Genomic DNA, 20,756 nt, shown 5'->3' on the forward strand with positions numbered 1-20,756 from the left:
TCTCTCGCTGATTTTGCAGATTGAGCAGATTTTTACTCTTGAGTTATTAACTAATTTCTAAAATCTAATTTCTAACCTCTATTTTACAGTTTAAATTCAAGTTTTACATTGAAGAAGCGCCCTGTAAGACGCACCGGAACCGGATACATTACACTTGAATTGTAATCCGTGATCCACTGGTTGGCCACCGTGTTATTAATATTAAATGCATTGAAAACCTGAACTCCTAAGGTTAATTCCTCAAAATTACCCCAAAAACCGTAACGCTTTTTCTTGTCTTTGGAATCAATGAATACTTTTGAAAGCCCTAAATCGACTCTTTTATAAGCAGGTAATGTTCTCTGATACTGGTAAGGATCGGTAAAAACAGGTGCCCCGTTCGGAAGTCCCATAGCGTATACCAAAGTAAGGTTGACACGCATAGACGGGAATTTCGGCATATAATCCTGATAGAACATAGCAAACCTGAATCTCTGGTCGGTAGGTCTCGGAATATTTCCTCTTCCGTCAATATTTTCATAGACTCTTGCATAGCTGGCAGACAGCCATGAATCTACACCCGGAACAAATTCCCCAAACAATCTTGTATCAATACCATACGCATATCCTGAAGCATTATTTTGACCTGAATAGCGGATTCTTACGTTATCCATATAATAAGGAATCAGGTCGTCCATCTTCTTATAATACGCTTCCGTAGTCAACTTGAACGGTCTGTCGTACATATAGAATTCATAGTCGTGACCAAGGATCAGCTGCATGGAACGCTGAGATTTGATATTGGAATTAAAGTTTCCGTCCAGATCTTTGATTTCTTTATAGAAAGGTGCCTGGTAATAAATCCCTCCCGAAAGCTTGAAGAGCATATCCGAATCCCAGTCAGGTTTTATGGCAAACTGGAATCTTGGTGAAAAGATAGTTTCTTTATTAAAGCTCCAGTTGGAAACCCTGGCTCCTGCATTCACGAATACCTTACTGGCTCCCCAGTAAAATTTCTGGGAATACTGCGCATAGGCAGAAAGTCTTGAAGGTTCTATTTTATTTTTCCCGGCAATCTGATAGAAAAGTTCCAGGTCTCCTGATTCCCCGGTTCTCGGATCATCAATAGGCCGCGGAATACTGTATCCTGAAGAGTCTACCAACTTCCATTCGTTGGTATTATCACTCAGGTTTTCTTTTTCATATTTAACGCCTACTTCTATATCAGTATTGATATTTGGAGAAAATTTTGCTCTGAACTGGGTTCCATAAGTTCTCACAAACAGATCGTTTCTGGCGTGTTCTATCTGTCCGCCCCCATCAAAAGAAGGAACCGGATCGCCTGTTATAGGATCAAAAGTCTGGATCTCATAGCTTGAAGCGATAGAATAATATTCTTTTTCCCTGTTCTGATAGGCAAAACTGTCCAATGTAAACTTCCACTGATCTGAAGGTTTAAAGTTCAGGGAGAAAGTTCCCATCATATTTTTATACATATCCTGCTCCTTTCCGCCATAGCCGATATTAACTGTAATCGGCTGCTGAAGGCTCCCGAAAGTTACACTCTTGGCTTTCGGAACCATTTCATAATCATTCTTGGAGTAATATCCAATGAATGACATGGAGAATTTATCGCTGAGATGATAGTTGATGTACGACTGGAAATCCCAGTAAGTGGGGTTAAAGTCCGTATCCTCGTTCAATGTATTCAGGACAAGGTTGGTATTCCTGTATCGCCCTGAAAACAAAGCGGTCAGCTTTTTATTTTTTGATGCCAGACCTGCTGTCAGTCTTCCTCCTATCAAACTGGCTTCTCCCGAAAGTTCAAATTTTTCAGGTTCACGGTAGTAAATATTGAGTGCCGACGACATTTTATCACCATATTTCGGCTCAAATCCTCCGGCAGAGAAGTTGACCGTCGAAACCATATCAGGATTGATAATACTCATTCCTTCCTGCTGGGAATTCCTGATCAGAAAAGGTCTGTAGATCTCAATATCATTGATGTAGATAAGGTTTTCGTCATAGTTTCCGCCACGTACCATATATTGTGAAGACAGCTCGGTATTGGAGTTTACAGAAGGAAGTGTTTTAAGAATACCTTCGATTCCTCCTCCTATGGAAGCAACTCCTTTAGCGTCCTTTGCTGAAATTTTGACATTGGTAATGTCGTTCGTTTTTCCGACAACTTTTTTCTGGAAAACGACTTCCTCAATATCGGTTACTTTATCTGCCGTATCTCTTTTTCTGTTTTGAGAGAAAATAAGCATGGGAACAATAAGGCTCAACGGTAAAACTAGTTTTTTCAAAAGAAATGCTTTAAAATTTCAAACGTGAATATATAAATTTTATTTTAACTTATTTAAACTTTATTTAACATTTCGAATCCAGAAAGTTAAAATCATCCAAATATCATATTTAAAAAAAAATTTCCTTTCAATATAACATCCGGAAAGCAATTCTTGAATTTAAATAAGCCTTAAAAAATTATAAAATTGCTTCTCTGACTCTTGTTAATTTTTGCAACAAATCTTCCAGTAAATCCAATCTTAGCATGTTGGCCCCGTCCGACAAAGCGGTTTCCGGTGTAGGATGGGTTTCAATGAAAATCCCGTCTGCTCCTACAGCAATACCTGCTTTAGCCACGGTTTCGATAAGATCTGGTCTTCCGCCTGTAACGCCGGAGCTTTGGTTAGGCTGCTGCAATGAATGGGTAACGTCCAAAATAACAGGTGCATATTCTCTCATCGTAGGAATCCCTCTGTAATCTACGATAAGATCTGTATATCCGAAAGAATTTCCTCTTTCAATGATAGCTACTTTCTGGTTATTGGAATCTGTGATTTTCTGAACGGCAAATTTCATGGATTCAGGGGAAAGGAACTGTCCTTTTTTCAGGGTTACGCATTTTCCGGTTTCTGCTGCAGCTATCAAAAGATCGGTCTGACGCACCAAAAACGCAGGAATCTGAAGCACATCAACATATTGTGCGGCTAAAGCTGCATGTTCATTTTCATGAATATCTGTTGTCGTAGGAATATTAAAGGTCTCTCCTACTTTTTTAAGAATTTCAAGGGATTTTTCTTCACCGATGGTTGTAAAAGAGTCTACACGGCTTCTGTTAGCTTTTTTAAAGCTTCCTTTGAAAATATAGGGAATATTGTATTTGTCTGTTAAGCTGATTACTTTTTCTGCAATTCTCAGTGCCATATCTTCGCCTTCAATGATGCACGGACCGGCAATAAGGAAAAAGTTTTTTGAATCTTTGTGTTGGATATTATCTAAATACTGGATCATTTTTATTTTGATTAAAAAGTTCAGTAAAAATACTTATAAAGTTTCAGAATCGAAAATTATTTGAGGGCTTTAACCATTCCTGGTTACGGGTTGTGTTTTATTATTTTATACCTTTATCCTATGAAAGCGAGAGAAACTTTGAAAGAATTTTATGATCTGCACGGAAGAGAGCATGATCAGTATAGTCAATGTAACGTCTACCGCAGAGAAGATTTTGAGTGCAGCAAAAGCTTAAAACCTGTTTACCGCAGAGATTTCTATAAAATATCAATGATGTGCGAAGGAACAGGAATATTGAGCTATGCTGATAAGTTTATCAGGATCGACAGACCTTCTATTGTATTTCTCAATCCGATGATTCCCTATTCCTGGGAACCTGAATCTTCAGTACAGACCGGCTATTTCTGCCTTTTTACGGAGGAATTCGTAAGCCAGGAACTGAAAAGTGAAAGTTTATCACAATCACCTCTGTTTAGAGCAGGCGGAGATCATATCTTTTTTCCGGATGAAGCCAGTGTACAGCTGTTGAAAAATCTCTATGAAAATATGCTGAATGAAGCTCATTCGGATTATGATAATAAGCACAGCCTTCTCAGAAATTACATACAGATCATTATGCATGAGGCAATGAAAATGCAGCCGCCACAAACGTATGGCCAGCATTCGAATGCTGCGGAACGCATCAGTACTTTATTTTCAGAGCTTCTGGAACATCAGTTCCCGGTTAGCCAAAATAATGCTATGCTATTAAAAAATGCAAACGAATTTGCCACACAGCTCAATATACATACCAACCACCTGAATAAGGCGCTTAGAGAAACAACAGGCAAAACGACTTCAGAATGGATTGCCGAACGGATCATCAAAGAGGCAAAATCCTTATTACAGTTCAGCAACTGGAGTGTCAATGAAATTGCTTATTCTCTGGGGTTTGAACATTCTTCCAATTTTATTATTTCTTTCAAGAAAAGGATCGGAGATTCTCCCAATCAGTTCAGAAAAAGAATTCTTTCCAAATCATAATCTTTGATTTGTTCTGCATAATTATTCTATAGCGGTACAGACGAACTTTGTGTCATTCTAAATAACGAATTATGACACATCCTACTTTTCAGGGAAAAACAGCATTAATTACGGGAGGCACGACAGGTATCGGCCTTGCCGCAGCAAAATTATTTTTAAAAAACGGTGCACAGGTGGTTATTGCGGGCCGCAGGGAGCAGCAGGGAAATGATGCTTTGGAAATACTGCGCGCCATAGGTCCGAATGTACATTTTGTACAGACAGATGTCTCAAAAAGCGATCAGGTTCAGCATCTGATTAATGAAACCATCAGGCACTTCGGGAAACTGGATATCGCATTCAATAATGCAGGAATTGAAGGGCAGTTTTCAAGCATTGATAACACTTCTGAAGAAGAATTTGACAGAGTAATGAATATCAATACCAAAGGCATCTGGCTGGCCTGCAAATATGAAATTGAACAGTTTAAAAAGCAGGGAACCGGCGGAGCAATTGTCAACACCTCTTCATGGCTGGCCAGAGGAGCATCTTCCGGCTCGGCAGTGTATTCGGCAAGTAAAGCTGCAGTAGACGGGCTTACAAAGGCTCTGACGGTTGAAATCGCATCTGAAGGCATCCGTATCAACAACATTCAGCCGGGATACATCCGTACTCCCATGTTTGACAGGTTTTTTCCGGGAGAAAATGCTGAAGAAGCAATAGAGCCATTTAAAAAGCATGCTCCGATAGGACGTTTTGCCGCTCCTGAAGAAGTAGCAGAACTAGTTATATGGCTAAGCAGCTCCGCAGCTTCTTTTGTAATGGGCGAAAGTATCCTGGTAGATGGAGGTTTGGCTATTGGAGGACAGCGATAAAATGAAAAATATCTTTTATCTCATTGTATGGGCAGCAAGTCATCACTTCAATGCACAACAGACGAACAACAACAATTCCTTACTTAAAAATATAGCAACGGATCATCCAATGAAATCGGTGAAATACAATCAGCTTTATCAGCATGGAATTGCTGATGCATTTATAGGTGGACTTTACAAGGGAACCCTTTCGCTTGAGAATTTAAAATCAAAAGGTGACTTCGGCCTGGGAGCTCCTGATATGCTGGACGGAGAGCTTACCCTATTGGACGGACAAGTATACCAGACAAAAGCTACAGGCCAGACTGTTATTCCCGCAGATCAGTTTAAGTCATCTTTAGCTTTTGTAACGTTCTTCAAGCCTGATCGTGTCTTCACTATTAAAAATAAAGTGGATCATCAGAAGGCTTTGCAGGAAATAAATAAAATTCTGCCAGGTGAAAATGCAATGTTTGCCATTAAAATAACAGGAAAGTTTGCTTATGTGAAGACCAGAGCTTTTCCTCCTGTAGAAAAAGAGCCGTTTCCTACCCTCACTTCTATTGCTGACAGGCAAAAGATCTTTGATTTTTCAAATACTGAAGGTACTCTGGTTGGTTTTTATCTCCCTGAATATTTAAACGGAATTAATGTCAAAGGCTTTCACTTTCATTTTATTTCATCAGACAAAAAAAACGGTGGACATGTGCTGGATTTTGAAGGTGAAAATTTAAAAACAGAAATAGCTCCGTTAGAAAGTTTCAGATTGGAAACTTCAGGAAATAAAGATTTTCAGAATTTTCAATTTGAGACAAAAAATAATGAATCCCTTGAACTTCTGGAAAAGAGAAAATAGTTTAAATAGGTTTTAAATTTTGAGAAACAGGTTTTATTATTGTATAAAACCTGTTTTTTAATCCATTTTTTTCAAAATCTTCTCAAAAGTATTCATATTCCGGCTGGTGAACTGATCTTTAAGGCTCTTTTTACCTAAAACCTTTCCAAAAGAAGAATCCAGCGTATTTCCTTTTGGGACCTGCCAGTAAAATATATCTTTGACAATCACTGCTTTTTCGTTTTCGGTTTTGGAAGCAGCTTCAAATTCTGCCATCAGAACATTTTCCACCCCGGGATTTCCTACAAAAGCATATGTATGCAAATCATTATTTTTTTCGAAGGGAACGCTATTCCAGAAGACTTGTGTTTCTTCCTGAGATTTTATAAATAAAAATGCTTCATAAGAAAAATGATCAGACATCGCCTTTTCTAAAATTTTCTTCAGATCTGCAGTCTTCTTATCAGAAGAAAATACAATATTTCCTGAAGCCAGTATTGAACTTACGTCCTGCATACCCGCTTCTTTAAAAACCTGGCATACATCAGCCATTTTCATATTGGTTCCTTTTACGTTCACGCCGCGGAGAAAAGCACAGTATTTCATTTTTTAGGGATTAGGTTATAGGTTTGAGGGTATTAGGGTTTGAGAGTAATAGAGTTTGAGGGTGGTTGTTTCTTTCTCTACAAATTTTTTAATGCTTTAATTCTTTAATCTTTTTAATTAATCCTTACATATAAATTATAATCTGTTCCTGACGGTTTAAAATGGTAGATTTTTTCTAAGATTTTATTGTCGCTTTTCAGGTGCTCCTTTATCCTGAATTCTTTCAGAAGCTGATAATGAGCCTGATAGTATTCTGCATCGTCTCCTTCAAAGAGGTTTTTATAGGAAAGAAGATATTTCGGTTTTCTGTTTTTTACGGTATTGATCCAGTAATGAGGTTTATCTTTCTTTATTTCAGTCTGGATCTGTTTGTCGACCAATCCTACTTCATCAATCGTTTTTAATCCAGAAAAATAGGGTACATAACCGGCGGGTTCCAGAAGGATCCATTGGTTTTTATCTTTTTCGTAAGTATTCAGAAACAATCCGATTTTTCTGCGGTAATTCCACTCTCCGTTTCCTGTCGCGATGGAATGTATAGTCTGGAAAAGAGTCATCGGAAGAATATAAAATACAACCAGAAGGGACAGCCATAAATTCCGTCTTTCTTTCTGTTCCAAAACAAAAATAAGGACCGGAACAAAAAGTAAAAGCTGTGGAACCCAGTAATACCAATCAAATAAGCTCTTTTGTGAGATAAAAATAATCTGTTTCACCCAACCGAAAATAAAGATCATCCATAAAAAATAATTCCTTTTGTCTCTCTGTCTTACAAGATAAATGAAACACAGCAGTTCAAAAATCAGGATAACAATGGTTGCCGGATTGAAGTTGCCGGGAAGTTTCAGCATTCCCCAGAAATTCCCGAAGCTTATAAAGAAATATTTGAGATTTTGAGCGAAGGTAAAATGGTGTTCGTAAAGGAGCTTTTTAGCCACAATGGTATTGTTGACCAGTTCTCCGAAATAAAGCCAGTTGAAGGAAAGTGTCCATACAAGACCCAGAATTCCTCCGAAAACATAGTTCCATCTGATTTTTCTGTTCCAAAAAACATCGACAAGAAATACAATTCCCAGGAAAATAACCGTATCGATCCTTGTAAACATTATCAAAACGGGCAAAAGGATCAGTGCCCACTTTTTGCCTTTGCTGAAACCGTAATAAAGAAGCGCCATTTCCAGGAAGAAAAGAATTCCATATTCCATTCCCAGTATAGAAATCTTAATGGCAGGCGGCAGTATTCCTATTAAAAATATAAAAATAGCTTTGTGCCACGGATTTTTAAGGGTAAGATGGGAAAGAAACAAGGTTCCTATCGTAAAAAGTATGGAATTAAAAATCAGGAGGGGTTCAACAAAATGTTCTTTACCGAAAATCAGGTTGAAAAAATAAGATACAAAGACATACAGATGGGTGGTAGAAGCCGAAATTCTGGTTTCTCCATTGAATCCTATCACTCCATAATCCAGAAGATTCTGGGCTACTCTCCAGGTAATGAATGCATCTTCCTGGATATAGTGGGTCAGTAAAAAGAGAAGTTTAAAAATTACCGTAAAAATTACAGCATAGATTGGGAGTCTGTTATTTTTATTTTTTGCCATCACGCATTTTTAGTTCCACAAATATAATCTTAAAATTGATGAAACCCAATAACAAAAAAACGGAACCGAAGTTCCGTTTTTGTTAACTATTTATTGCGTTGCTTTGATAATTGCTGTGGTGATCTGATCCTCTTTCTCTTTTGAATAGGTAGAATCATAAGGTTCCATCACATCAAACAGATATTGGTAGAAAGGTGTGATTTTCTGTACCTTTTCAGATTCATTCCTTGCTTTTTCTTTACCCATCTGCTGAAGATCTTTGATGAAAGCATTGAACTTTTTATCAATCGGCTCTATGGATTTTACAAGATAGGCATATGCTTTTTCATTCTGTCCCAGCTTCTTGTAGGCATCTGTAACCGCACCTACCACCAGAGAATATTCCATCGGCTTTGCTCTCATCTGTCTTCTGGCAAAATTCTGATCAGCCGGGGCAAGGCTTAAATAATAATCATATTCATCAAAAATACCTTTTTTAAGGATTTCTGCCAGCTGAAGTCCTTTTTTCTCCTGTCCCGCAATGATATATCCGGTAACCATAGAGCTTAATGAACGTGGATCATTAAACTTCTCTGCCGGGATTTCTTTTGATGCAAGATCAAGCAATTCCACGGCTTTAGCTTTCTGTCCGCTTAATGCCAATGCTGAAGCTGCTCTGCTCGCCGACATTCTGTAGCTCATAATATTGGAGGTAGCGGTTTCATCAAAGTGAGCGTTCAGATCTTTAAAATTACCCCATCTGAAGTTTTTCACCACATTGTATAAAGAATTGGTATCTACTCTACCCATATCTCCATCTGCATTCTGAGTGGTGTGGATAGGAACCAGTCTGTAGCTGAATCCGTCAAACTGAAGATATTCATCAAGATAGAAGATATTTTCGCTGTCGTAAATTCCCCCTGATGAGAAGTTAACCGGACGCTTCCAGTCGAAATTCGCCAGCATATCCATCAGGATCAGGTTATTTTTATAAAGAGTATTTCCTTTGTAAGTAATCATGATCTGGTTTACCACATTCGGAAGGTCTGCCTGGGTAATGATTCCTGCTTTTAAAGCATTTTCTTTGTTAACAGGAAGGATGAATTTATTCACCGGAAGAATGTTATATTTTTCATATTTCTCTTCTCCGAAGTACATTTTTAAAAGCTCATCTTTTTCAGGAGATTTGAATTTGATGAAATCAATAGCTTCTTTCAATGTCAATGAATCCTGTGTCAGGTATTTTCTGAAGGCTCCGAACTGAGTATCAGAAACACCTTGCTCTTTCAGCATGGAGAAAACTCCTTCCCAGTCTTCTTTTTTCATCATATAGATCTGATCATTGACGCCGTCTCTATAATCTTCGTGAGTCAGCTCACTAGGAATTCCTGCTGCGTTATATGTTTTTCTTTTAACCTGATCTAAGTTCCATGGAGTTGAAGCAAGAGTGAAATTAACCACCTTCACGTCATCTCTGAATCTTTCCGTTTCCTGGATAGCCCATACCGGATAAGTATCATTATCCCCGTAAACAAACAAAATATCGTTCTTAGGAAGTGATTTTAATACCGAGTAGGCATAATCATAAGCGGTATATCTGTTGCTTCTGTCGTGTACATTGTAATTCTGGAATCCCATCATGAAGGGAACGCCCAATAAAACTACTCCTAATGCAATATTCGCTCCGTTGGATTTTACTTTTGACTGGATAAACCATAAAATAGCCGCTGCTCCAAGCCCAATCCAGATTGCAAATGCGTAGAACGAGCCTACCATTGCATAATCTCTTTCTCTCGGTTCGAAAGGTTTTACACCGGTATAGAAAATGATTCCTACACTGGTTAAAATAAATAATGAAAGCAAGGAATAGAATCTTCCAAAATCCCTGTTCAATTGGAAAAAGAAACCGATCAATCCTAAAATTAATGGTAAAAAGAAGAATTTTACTGTACTTTCATTCTTGAATTTGGCAGGCATTTTATCCTGGTTTCCAAGCAATGCATTATCAATAAAAGAAATTCCGGAGATCCAGTTTCCTTTTGTGTTTTCCATATTTCCTTCAAGGTCGTTCTGTCTTCCCACGAAGTTCCACATCAGGTATCTTACAAAGTAATATCCGTTCTGGAAAGTAATGAAATAATCCATATTCTGGGCCAGTGAAGGCTTCTGAACATTAATTAAATTGTATGGTTTAACCTTCAGGTAATCGGCTGCCGTAATGCTTTTATCTTCATATTTCCCTCTCAGTTCGTCAAAAATCTGCTTAGCCTGCGGATTATCTGCTACATCTTCATTGGCGTAGTTGAATGTAAAATCAGGAGCTCCGTACATGGAAATATAGTTCGCCATCACATCTTTATCTTCATTAAACATCCTTGGCATTAAACTCACCTGAGATTTACTGAATGTATAATTGAAACGGTCACCTGTTTTTCTATAGGTTCCAGTTTTTTCGTCCTTTTCGTAGATTTCACCGGTTTTCTTTGTTTTGAAGCTTCCGTCCTCGTTTTTCTCAATTCCGTTGGCATCAAGGAAAGCGGTATAGTTTTGACCGTAAATAGTCGGCCAGTCACCGTACTGTTCCCTGTTATAGTAATCCAGCATACCAATGGCGGTATCAGGATCATTAAGGTTCATCGGTGGATTGGCATTCGCTCTGATAGGAATAACCATCCAGCATGAAAACCCGATGATCATATACACTACTGACAATGCAGCAGTCTGGTATATATTTTTCTTGGCTTTTCTTGCATATTTAATTATAAAGTAACAAGCTGCCACCATTAAAATAAATGCAGCAATGGTTCCTGAATGGAAAGGAAGTCCAAGTCCGTTGACGAAGAATATTTCCAATCTTCCGAACATCGTCATGATTAATGGGAAGATGATCTTGAATACAATGATCAGAATTCCCAACGTAATGGCATTCGCCCAGATAAAATTTTTCCAGGTAAATTTATAATTTCTTGCATAATACACTAAACATACTGCCGGAACTGCAAGCATACACATCATGTGAACTCCCACAGAAAGTCCTAATACAAAGAAAATAAGGATAATCCATCTTTCGCTGTCTTTGGCAAGGTATTCATTCTCCCATTTGGTAATTAACCAAACAAGTAAAGCAATAAACATGGAAGCCATGGAATATACTTCTCCCTCTACTGCAGAAAACCAGAATGTATCCGAAAAAGTAAAGCATAAAGCTCCTACAGCTCCTGCAAAAAGAATGGAAATTTCCTGGTGTTTGGTCACTTCATCAAAATCCTTGTTCAACAGCCGTCTTACAAAATGGGTAATCGTCCAGAATAAAAATAAAATCGTCAGCGCACTGAACAATGCAGACATTGCATTGATTACGATAGAATAATTTTCACCTTTCCCTAAAGCAAAAATGGCTGCCACAGCACCCACAATCTGGAATAAAGCTGCTCCGGGAGCATGCGTTACTTCAAGTTTTACCGCAGAGGAAATATACTCGCCGCAGTCCCAGAAACTGAAATTAGGTTCTATGGTCGACAAGTACGTGAAAAATGCAATGACGAAAATCACCCATCCTAAAACGGTGTTCCATTGCCTAAAAGTCCAATTTTTCATAGTATAAAATCAATTACGCGAAAATAAGGCTTTTATACCATTCTGTGGTGTTTTTAACAAAATTTAAAAATTTTGGCGTAGTATTTGCGATCGTACTTCAGCTAAGATTGCAAATCAGAAAATAAATTTTGCTGAATCACAGGCTTGAAATCAAACAAAAGTTTAGTAATTATTTATTTTTTTGTATTTTTGCGGTCATATTTTTATTGAAAATAACAAATAATGAGTAATGTTTACGATAATATTCTTGGCCTAATAGGAAATACTCCTATGGTGAAGCTTAATACTGTTACAAAAGATATTCCTGCAACCGTTTATGCCAAGTTAGAATCATATAATCCTGGACATTCCACAAAAGATAGAATAGCACTTCATATTATAGAAAACGCTGAGAAGAAAGGTTTATTAAAGGAAGATTCCGTAGTTGTAGAAACTACTTCAGGAAATACCGGGTTTTCTATTGCGATGGTCTGTATTATTAAAGGATATAAATGTATTCTGGCGGTAAGCGACAAGACAAAGCCTGAGAAAATTGCTTATTTGAAAGCATTAGGGGCTACGGTATACATATGCCCTGCCAACGTTGCTGCAGATGATCCGAGATCTTATTATGAGGTTGCTAAAAGAATAGCTTCAGAAACACCCAATTCAGTTTACATCAATCAGTATTTCAATGAATTGAATATTGATGCACACTATCAGACTACAGGTCCTGAAATTTGGGAGCAGACAGAAGGCAAGGTGACCCACCTTTTTGCCTGCACTGGAACAGGTGGAACATTGTCCGGTTCAGGTAAATTTTTGAAAGAAAAGAATCCTGATATCAAGGTTATCGGTGTGGATGCTGACGGGTCTATCCTGAAAAGCTACCATGAAACGGGAGAGATCCATAAAGAAGATGTTCATCCTTATCAGATTGAGGGAATGGGGAAAAATTTGATCCCTTCTGCCCTGCTTTTTGACAAGGTAGATGAATTTGTAAGGGTAAATGATGAAATGTCTGCCTACAGAACCCGTGAAATAGCCCTTAAAGAAGCTATCATGGGAGGATATACCACAGGGGCTGTTACCCAGGCCCTTATCCAGTATGCACAGTCTCATGAGCTGACCAAAGATGATATTATAGTATTAATCTATCCTGATCACGGATCGAGATATATCACAAAGGTATACAGCGATAAATGGATGGCCGAACAAGGTTTTGTAAATAACTGCGTACATAACTACGATGAAGTTTTCAAGACAGAATTTATTAAATAGATTTAAATAAACCACGATACAAATCAAGCCTTTTGTGTTCTACAGGAAAGGCTTTTTTACTTAAAATTACGATACAAAATGTTGGATATTTTTGAAAGAATAAAAGAAAATCCAGGACCTCTTGGACAGTTTGCAGATTACGGTGAAGGTTATTTTATTTTCCCAAGACTAGAAGGACCTATCGGTCCGAGAATGCAGTTTCAGGGAAGAGAAGTGATTTTCTGGAGTGCCAATGACTATTTAGGATTATGTAATCACCCTGAAGTATTAGCGGCTGATGCCAAAGCTGCTGCAGAATACGGGATGTTCTATCCTATGGGTGCAAGGGCCATGTCCGGTGAAACGGATCAGCACCTTCAGCTGGAAAGAGAGCTGGCGGATTTTGTACAAAAGGATTCAGCCTATTTATTGAATTTCGGTTACCAGGGAATGGTTTCTACCATTGATGCTTTGGTGAGCAGAAATGATGTAATTGTATATGATGTGGATTCGCATGCCTGTATTGTAGACGGTGTAAGACTTCACTCCGGAAAAAGATTTACCTACAGACACAATGATATTGAAAGTCTGGAAAAAAACCTTCAGAGAGCAACGAAAGTAGCAGAAGAAACCGGAGGCGGTATTCTTGTGATTACGGAAGGGGTTTTCGGGATGAGAGGACAGCAGGGGAAACTTAAAGAAATCTGTGATCTTAAATCCAAATACAGCTTCAGATTATTAGTAGATGATGCACACGGATTCGGAACTCTTGGAAAAACAGGAGCCGGAGCTGGTGAAGAGCAGGGATGCCAGGATCAGATTGATGTATACTTCTCTACTTTTGCCAAATCTATGGCAGGTTTCGGAGCTTTTCTAGCAGGTGATAAAGAAATTATCAGGTATCTGAAATTTAACCTAAGATCTCAGATCTTTGCCAAATCTCTTACAATGCCAATGGTAATCGGAGGTTTAAAGAGATTGGAACTGTTAAGAACAAGACCTGAAATCAAAGCTAAACTTTGGGAAAATACTTATAAACTTCAGAACGGTCTTAAAGAAAGAGGATTTAATATCGGGGACAGCAATACCTGCGTAACTCCTGTCATGATGCAGGGAACTCCGGTAGAAGCTACTCTTCTTGTAAAAGATTTAAGAGAAAATTACCGAATTTTCACTTCCGTAGTGGTTTATCCGGTAATTCCAAAGGGAATGATTTTGTTAAGATTAATTCCTACCGCTTCCCACACAGACGCAGAGATTAATGAAACATTAGCTGCGTTTGAAGCTATTCATGATAAATTAGTAAGTGGTCATTATAAAGAGCAGGAACAGAAGCTGCTGCAGGAGCAGGGCTTAAGTTTCAAACCGATTTAATGAGAAAAGATAAAAACCACTGAAAATTTTCAGTGGTTTTTTTATGGAACGTTTTATTTTAAATCATAATAACAATGAAGTTCAAAGGTTATGGGTTAGGAATTCTGTCATCCGTTTCATTCGGGCTGATTCCTATTTTTATCCTTCCACTCAAGCAAGCCAATTTTTCTATGGACATTACTTTGTTCTATAGATTTTTATTTTCAGCCATGATGGTTGGCGGGTACCTGTTATATTCCAGAGAGAGTTTCAGGATCAATAAGAAAGAAGCTCTGATCCTTGCTGTTTTGGGAGTCTGCTATGCTCTTTCCTCAGAGTTTTTATTTATCGGTTATGATTTCCTGACACCGGGAATTGCTTCTACCGTTCTATTTATTTACCCGGTTATTGTTGCTTTGATTATGTTTTTCTTTTATAAGGAAAAGCTTACCAGACTGTCTGTAGGGTCTTTGCTTTTAGCTTTTGCAGGTGTTATTGTTTTATGCTTAAAAGAAAAAGGCCTGGAGATTAATTTTGCAGGGTTGGGGGTAGTAATGCTGAGCTCTCTGTTTTATGCACTTTATATGGTGATCGTTAATAAATCGGATATGAAGGTATCCGGGTTTAAGCTTTCTTTTTATTCTATGCTTTTCACTTCAGGATTTTTCATGATAAAAGGTTTCACAGAAGGAGAATCTTTTGCCATTCCTTCCCTGTCTATCTTTTTTAATTTTATTGTTTTTGCTTTTCTGACGACTGTAATTTCCAGCCTGTGCCTGGTTTATGCCATAAAATATATCGGTTCCACTCCCACTGCTATCTTAGGAGCTCTGGAACCGGTGGTTGCTGTAATGGTAAGTGTTTTAATGTTTCATGAAAGATTTACTGTAAACCTACTTATCGGTATTACCCTGATTCTTATGGGTGTTATTCTGAATGTGATTGCAGACCATAGAAAATCAAAGCGTAGCGAGATTTTAGAAAATGTATAAACATTAATTTTGTTAGCTCCGTTGCAGCATACAATACAATTTAACTATCTTTGCAAATAGAATCTGGTCAAGCTGAAAAGCATTAAAACAATGTAAATCAATATTTTATATCCGGATTAATAACTAATTTGAAAAATTTTCTGTTGAAAGATCTCCTTCTTATTACTCCGCCTTTTACCCAGCTCAATACTCCTTATCCGGCAACAGCTTATATAAAAGGTTTTCTGAATACCAAAAATATTTCCAGCTATCAGATTGATCTGGGGCTTGATGTTATTTTGGAATTGTTTTCAAAAAGTGGATTGGAGAGAATTTTCAGCACAGAAATTAATCTTCAGGAAATATCGGAGAACTCACAGCGAATTTATGCGCTCCGGGAAGAATATTCAAAGACGATAGATCAGGTTATTCCTTTTCTGCAAGGGAAAAACCCTACGCTGGCAAGACAAATCTGCAGCATGAATTTCCTGCCTGAAGCCTCCCGTTTCAACCAGCTGGATGATATGGATTTTGCGTTTGGAAACATGGGACTCCAGGACAAAGCCAAACATCTTGCCACTTTATATTTAGAGGATATTTCAGATTATATTATTGAAAATATTGATCCGGATTTCGGATTCAGCCGATATGCCGAACGCCTGGGGAAAAGTGCCAATTCATTTGATGAATTATACTCTAAATTATCAGGTAATCAGACATTTATTGATGATTTTACTTTAAAAATCCTTCAGGAAAACTTAGAGCTCGTTCAGCCTAAATTAGTCTGTTTTTCCATTCCGTTTCCTGGAAATCTATATGCAGGTTTCAGATGTGCCCAATACATTAAAAAACATTATCCACATATTAAGACGGCAATGGGTGGAGGATTTCCCAATACCGAACTGCGAGAAGTGAAGGATCAGAGAGTCTTTGAATTTTTTGATTTTATTACTCTTGACGATGGCGAGGTTCCTCTTGAACTTCTTTACGAAAACTTAAATATTCCTGCCGAAACTGCGGAATACAAAAGAACAATTTTAGTTGAAGATCAAAAAGTCACTTATAAAAATAATTCCAAACGGCACGACTATAAACAGGCTGAAATCGGTACTCCCGATTATACCGACCTTAAGCTGGATCAATATATTTCTGTGATTGAAATAGCCAATCCGATGCACAGCTTATGGAGTGACGGAAGATGGAATAAGCTGACGATGGCTCATGGGTGCTATTGGGGAAAATGTACTTTTTGTGATATTTCCCTGGATTATATCAGGATCTATGAACCCATTTCTGCCAAAATATTGGTAGACAGAATGGAAGAACTTATCAGAACCACTGGTGAGACGGGATTCCATTTTGTGGATGAAGCAGCACCACCCGCTTTAATGAGGGAAGTTGCTCTGGAAATTCTGCGTAGAAACCTGGTTGTTACCTGGTGGACGAATATACGTTTTGAAAAAAGTTTCACCCGGGATTTATGTTATCTCCTAAAGCTTTCAGGCTGCGTTGCAGTTTCCGGAGGCCTTGAAGTGGCCAGTGACCGTTTATTGAAATTAATAGAAAAAGGAGTTTCCGTAGAACAGGTTGCACAAGTGACAAGAAATTTTACAGAAGCAGGGATTATGGTTCATGCTTACCTGATGTATGGATATCCTACTCAAACTGTACAGGAGACGGTGGACTCTTTGGAAATGGTAAGACAAATGTTCGAAATGGGAATTCTGCAAAGTGGATTCTGGCATCAGTTTGCCATGACCGCTCACTCACCCATCGGAATCAATCCTGAAGAATTCGGAGTGACTCCCGTGAAGGAAGAAATTCTGTTTGCCAACAATGATATTGATTTTAAAGACAAAACAGGAATCGATCACAATAAATTCAGCTTTGGCCTGAAAAAGTCTCTTTTCAATTATATGCACGGAATCAATTTTGAAATCCCGCTTCAGGAATGGTTCGATTTTAAAATTCCGAGAACAACCATTCATCCTGACCATATTCATGACTGTCTTCTGGATGAAAATCAATTTGGGTTTAAAGGCAACTCAAAAGTTGTTTTTTTAACGAAAAACGTAATCGCTGAGAATCGTGTAAAAAATAAAAAGAAACACTCCGGTACATATACGCTTCTTACATTCCATTTAAAAACAAACATTATAAAGATAGATCTGGAGCAGGATAAAGCAGAGTGGCTTCTGAATGTACTGAAAGAAAATTCTATAGAAAATCCGAAAAAGATTACAGCTCAGCAACTTAAGAATAAGTTTGAAGAAAATTTTGATGATTTCGAATTATTCTGGTTCTCAAAGCCTATTCATCAGCTTAAAGAAAATGGTGTGATTTTAAGTTTATAAAAATTTTTGTTTTTTCTCAGGGATTTTTAAAATTGAGGAATTTTCTATTAGTTTTATTTTTCTGAATGAATAAAATCCGTTTTGACAGGATCATAATATTCACAAAAAACATAAAACAAAATTTCTCGCCATCATCTAATAAAGCGGCAAAGTATTTCCATCCTCTGGAGGGGCTACCCAAGCATAACATATAAAATAAATCCCAACAAATGATCAAAAAGATTTCTATAGGCCAGGCGAAATTTGATCTAATAAAAAAACGGGCTAAAGCCCGTTCCTATTGATATAAAATTTTTTAATCGGATCTCATTAATTGGAAGTTTCTTTTGAAACAGGACCTACGGTTACCTTATCCTGTATTTTAATAAAATTCGGATCCATAATGGCCAACCGCTCGGCAATAGCCTTATAGGTCGGGAATTTTAAAACAGATGCCCTGCCGGACATTTCCCTGTAAATGGTGAAAGTTTTTCCACCGGCAGTTTTTAATTGTTTTGTGGTGGTAATATATCTTCCAATGTACTTACTTTTAGCATCGTAGATTTCAATATCTACAAACGTTTTGTCTGTAATGGTATCTTCAGAACCAAAACTTACCGGAAGATTGGTGAAATATCCTACAGGAACCCCGTTACTGATGATCTCTCCCACTTTATTGACCTCAATATTCATTTTATCAATTTTGCTTCGGGTGGTATAGGCATCTTTGGTTTTGGTATCGAGCTTCCTTTTGGGTACATTTTTGAAAATCTCATCCAGGTTTTTGATATTGATTCCTTTGTTGTCAATGATTTTCAACCCTTTTATTGAGGTATATACCGCTGATTTTTCTTCACCGGAAAATGCTGACGGAGAAATATAATCCAGCTCTATGGTTTTGTCACGGTTATAAACCCTGTTTAGTTTAATATAACTATCTCTTACAGAGTCTACTATGCTTTTATCGATAAATTCTATGGTATACATGGGGGTATCATTCAGATCCATGAATGTATAGATATTGGATTTGTTGGCGATCTTGGCGACATGAACACCGTCAAGACTTATGATACCTCTTTTGGTTTTGAAATTTTGGGCACTGCACAGGACTCCCAGAACGGTAAAGAATATGATTATGCTTTTCTTCATACAATCAGACTTTTACACAACATAAAAAAAAGTGTAACCAAAGTTACACTTTCTTGAAAATATATTTAGCTTTTCATTTAATTATTCACAAAGGATGATTCCTTTATCATGATTAAATTCTACAACACCGCTTTTGATAGGATAAGAAAAAACAGAGTCTTTCTCATTTTCTTTGGTAAAGTTTTTAGCATAAGACTCTTCTACTGAAGAAGTAAAAAGCTTCACCTTACCTCCGATTAAAGAAGAAACAATAGCTGCGTGGTTTTTCATGATGTGGAATTCACCATTTTTTCCCGGCAACAATACAGAGTCTACTTCTCCTTCAAAAACTACGTATTCTGGTGTTAAAATTTTTATATTCATTTTTTTATGAATTATAGATTATAGATTTTAAATTTTAAATGATTTTTCAATCTAAAATCTAAAATTTAACATTTAAAATTTTCTTAAGCGTTTTCAGCTAACATTTTTTGTCCAGCTTCGATAGCTTCCTCGATAGTTCCTTTCAGGTTGAAAGCAGCTTCCGGTAAATGGTCTAATTCACCATCCATAATCATGTTGAATCCTTTGATAGTATCTTTGATGTCTACCAATGATCCCGGAATACCTGTAAACTGTTCTGCTACGTGGAAAGGCTGAGAAAGGAATCTCTGAACTTTTCTAGCTCTGTAAACAACTGATTTATCTTCTTCAGAAAGTTCTTCCATACCAAGAATCGCGATGATATCCTGAAGCGCTTTATATCTCTGAAGAATTTCTTTTACTCTTTGTGCACAGTCATAATGCTCGTTACCGATAATTTCCGGAGCAAGGATTCTTGAAGTAGAAGCCAACGGATCTACTGCAGGATAAATACCTAATGAAGCAATCTTTCTGTCTAGTACCGTAGTTGCATCAAGGTGAGCAAACGTAGTTGCAGGAGCCGGGTCAGTTAAGTCATCCGCAGGTACGTAAACCGCCTGTACTGAAGTAATTGAACCATTTTTAGTTGAAGTAATTCTTTCCTGCATCGCACCCATTTCAGAAGCAAGAGTCGGTTGGTAACCTACCGCTGATGGCATACGACCAAGAAGTGCAGATACCTCAGAACCAGCCTGTGTAAAACGGAAGATGTTGTCTACGAAGAAAAGTACGTCTCTACCTTGTCCGCTTTCACCACCGTCTCTGTAATATTCAGCCAATGTAAGACCTGAAAGGGCTACTCTCGCTCTTGCACCTGGCGGCTCGTTCATCTGTCCGAAAACGAATGCAGCTTTAGAATCTTTCATAGCTTCCAAATCTACTTTGGAAAGATCCCAACCTCCGTTTTCCATAGAATGCATGAAATCATCGCCATATTTGATAATACCTGATTCAAGCATCTCTCTCAAAAGGTCATTTCCTTCTCTCGTTCTTTCACCTACTCCGGCAAAAACTGAAAGACCTCCGTGTCCTTTTGCAATATTGTTAATCAACTCCTGGATCAATACTGTTTTACCTACACCGGCACCACCGAACAAACCAATTTTACCTCCTTTTGCGTAAGGCTCGATAAGGTCGATTACTTTAATACCTGTAAATAAAACTTCTGCAGAAGTTGAAAGTTGATCAAATTTTGGAGCTGGTCTGTGAATTGGCAGACCACCTTCTTTAGAAATATTTTGAAGTCCGTCGATAGCATCCCCAACAACGTTGAATAGTCTTCCGTTTACAGCTTCACCGATTGGCATTGTAATAGGATTACCGTATCCGATTACTTCCTGTCCTCTCTGAAGACCATCTGTAGCATCCATTGCAATACATCTTACTGTATCTTCACCAATATGCTGCTCTACTTCCAAGACTACTTTTTCACCGTTTCCTTTTGTAATTTCTAACGCGTCGTAGATTGCTGGAACTGCTTCCACATCTGTGAAGACAACGTCGATTACCGGACCAATAATTTGAGAAATTTTACCTTTAATTTGGTTTGCCATTGCTAA

15 protein-coding genes are annotated in these 20,756 nt (G+C 37.8%); 7 read left to right on the forward strand and 8 right to left on the reverse strand.

The features are described 5' to 3' along the window. Positions 1-83: 83 nt before the first annotated feature. A complete protein-coding gene (locus ACM40_RS18350; RefSeq protein ID WP_048504241.1) occupies positions 84-2,288 on the reverse strand; it encodes a TonB-dependent receptor plug domain-containing protein in 2,205 nt (734 codons plus the stop codon). 178 nt (positions 2,289-2,466) lie between these two features. Further along, positions 2,467-3,276 (reverse strand): 3-deoxy-8-phosphooctulonate synthase, encoded by an 810-nt coding sequence (kdsA, locus tag ACM40_RS18355; RefSeq protein WP_048504242.1) that lies wholly within the window; start codon positions 3,274-3,276, stop codon positions 2,467-2,469. Positions 3,277-3,396: 120 nt separating this feature from the next. On the opposite strand from kdsA, the gene ACM40_RS18360 reads away from it, so the two are divergent. From ACM40_RS18360 to budA, 3 genes are all read left to right on the forward strand, one after another. Further along, entirely contained in the window at positions 3,397-4,299 is a 903-nt protein-coding gene (locus ACM40_RS18360; RefSeq protein ID WP_053077132.1) for a helix-turn-helix domain-containing protein, read from the forward strand. A gap of 71 nt (positions 4,300-4,370) precedes the next feature. After that, positions 4,371-5,153, forward strand: coding sequence for an SDR family NAD(P)-dependent oxidoreductase (locus tag ACM40_RS18365; protein ID WP_048504243.1), 783 nt, complete (start codon positions 4,371-4,373; stop codon positions 5,151-5,153). A 1-nt stretch (position 5,154) separates the two neighbouring features. After that, the gene (budA, locus tag ACM40_RS18370) at positions 5,155-5,988 is read left to right on the forward strand and encodes an acetolactate decarboxylase (protein WP_228376218.1); all 834 of its coding nucleotides are present in this window, start codon (positions 5,155-5,157) and stop codon (positions 5,986-5,988) included. A 57-nt stretch (positions 5,989-6,045) separates the two neighbouring features. On the opposite strand, the gene ACM40_RS18375 is transcribed toward budA, so the two are convergent. The 3 genes from ACM40_RS18375 to ACM40_RS18385 form a co-directional block, all read right to left on the reverse strand. Continuing rightward, positions 6,046-6,573: a DUF1697 domain-containing protein gene (locus ACM40_RS18375; RefSeq protein WP_048504244.1), complete on the reverse strand. Its 528-nt coding sequence runs from the start codon at positions 6,571-6,573 to the stop codon at positions 6,046-6,048. A gap of 113 nt (positions 6,574-6,686) precedes the next feature. Then, positions 6,687-8,174 (reverse strand): hypothetical protein, encoded by a 1,488-nt coding sequence (locus tag ACM40_RS18380; protein WP_048504245.1) that lies wholly within the window; start codon positions 8,172-8,174, stop codon positions 6,687-6,689. Between the two features lie 90 nt (positions 8,175-8,264). After that, positions 8,265-11,750, reverse strand: coding sequence for a DUF2723 domain-containing protein (locus ACM40_RS18385; protein WP_048504246.1), 3,486 nt, complete (start codon positions 11,748-11,750; stop codon positions 8,265-8,267). A 222-nt stretch (positions 11,751-11,972) separates the two neighbouring features. Here ACM40_RS18385 and ACM40_RS18390 point away from each other — a divergent pair, with 222 nt between their 5' ends. The 4 genes from ACM40_RS18390 (at position 11,973) to ACM40_RS18405 (ending at position 17,667) form a co-directional block, all read left to right on the forward strand. Beyond that, entirely contained in the window at positions 11,973-13,010 is a 1,038-nt protein-coding gene (locus ACM40_RS18390) for a PLP-dependent cysteine synthase family protein (RefSeq protein WP_048504247.1), read from the forward strand. Positions 13,011-13,091: 81 nt separating this feature from the next. After that, positions 13,092-14,363 carry an aminotransferase class I/II-fold pyridoxal phosphate-dependent enzyme gene (locus tag ACM40_RS18395; RefSeq protein WP_185097204.1) on the forward strand — a complete coding sequence of 424 codons (1,272 nt, stop codon included), beginning with the start codon at positions 13,092-13,094 and terminating at the stop codon, positions 14,361-14,363. Between the two features lie 74 nt (positions 14,364-14,437). Further along, positions 14,438-15,334 carry a DMT family transporter gene (locus tag ACM40_RS18400; protein ID WP_048504249.1) on the forward strand — a complete coding sequence of 299 codons (897 nt, stop codon included), beginning with the start codon at positions 14,438-14,440 and terminating at the stop codon, positions 15,332-15,334. A gap of 143 nt (positions 15,335-15,477) precedes the next feature. Continuing rightward, entirely contained in the window at positions 15,478-17,667 is a 2,190-nt protein-coding gene (locus ACM40_RS18405; RefSeq protein ID WP_048504511.1) for a B12-binding domain-containing radical SAM protein, read from the forward strand. 309 nt (positions 17,668-17,976) lie between these two features. Here the strand turns inward: ACM40_RS18405 and ACM40_RS18410 are convergent, their stop codons facing one another. The 3 genes from ACM40_RS18410 to atpD all read right to left on the reverse strand — a co-directional run bounded on the left by ACM40_RS18410 (position 17,977) and on the right by atpD (position 20,750). Then, entirely contained in the window at positions 17,977-18,795 is an 819-nt protein-coding gene (locus tag ACM40_RS18410) for a hypothetical protein (RefSeq protein ID WP_048504250.1), read from the reverse strand. 81 nt (positions 18,796-18,876) lie between these two features. Beyond that, a complete protein-coding gene (locus ACM40_RS18415) occupies positions 18,877-19,158 on the reverse strand; it encodes a FoF1 ATP synthase subunit delta/epsilon (protein ID WP_048504251.1) in 282 nt (93 codons plus the stop codon). Between the two features lie 83 nt (positions 19,159-19,241). Then, positions 19,242-20,750 carry a F0F1 ATP synthase subunit beta gene (gene atpD, locus ACM40_RS18420; RefSeq protein WP_048504252.1) on the reverse strand — a complete coding sequence of 503 codons (1,509 nt, stop codon included), beginning with the start codon at positions 20,748-20,750 and terminating at the stop codon, positions 19,242-19,244. Between the last annotated feature and the right edge of the window lie 6 nt (positions 20,751-20,756).

The sequence above is a fragment of the Chryseobacterium sp. BLS98 genome (assembly GCF_001045445.1).
Classification (GTDB): Bacteria; Bacteroidota; Bacteroidia; order Flavobacteriales; family Weeksellaceae; genus Chryseobacterium.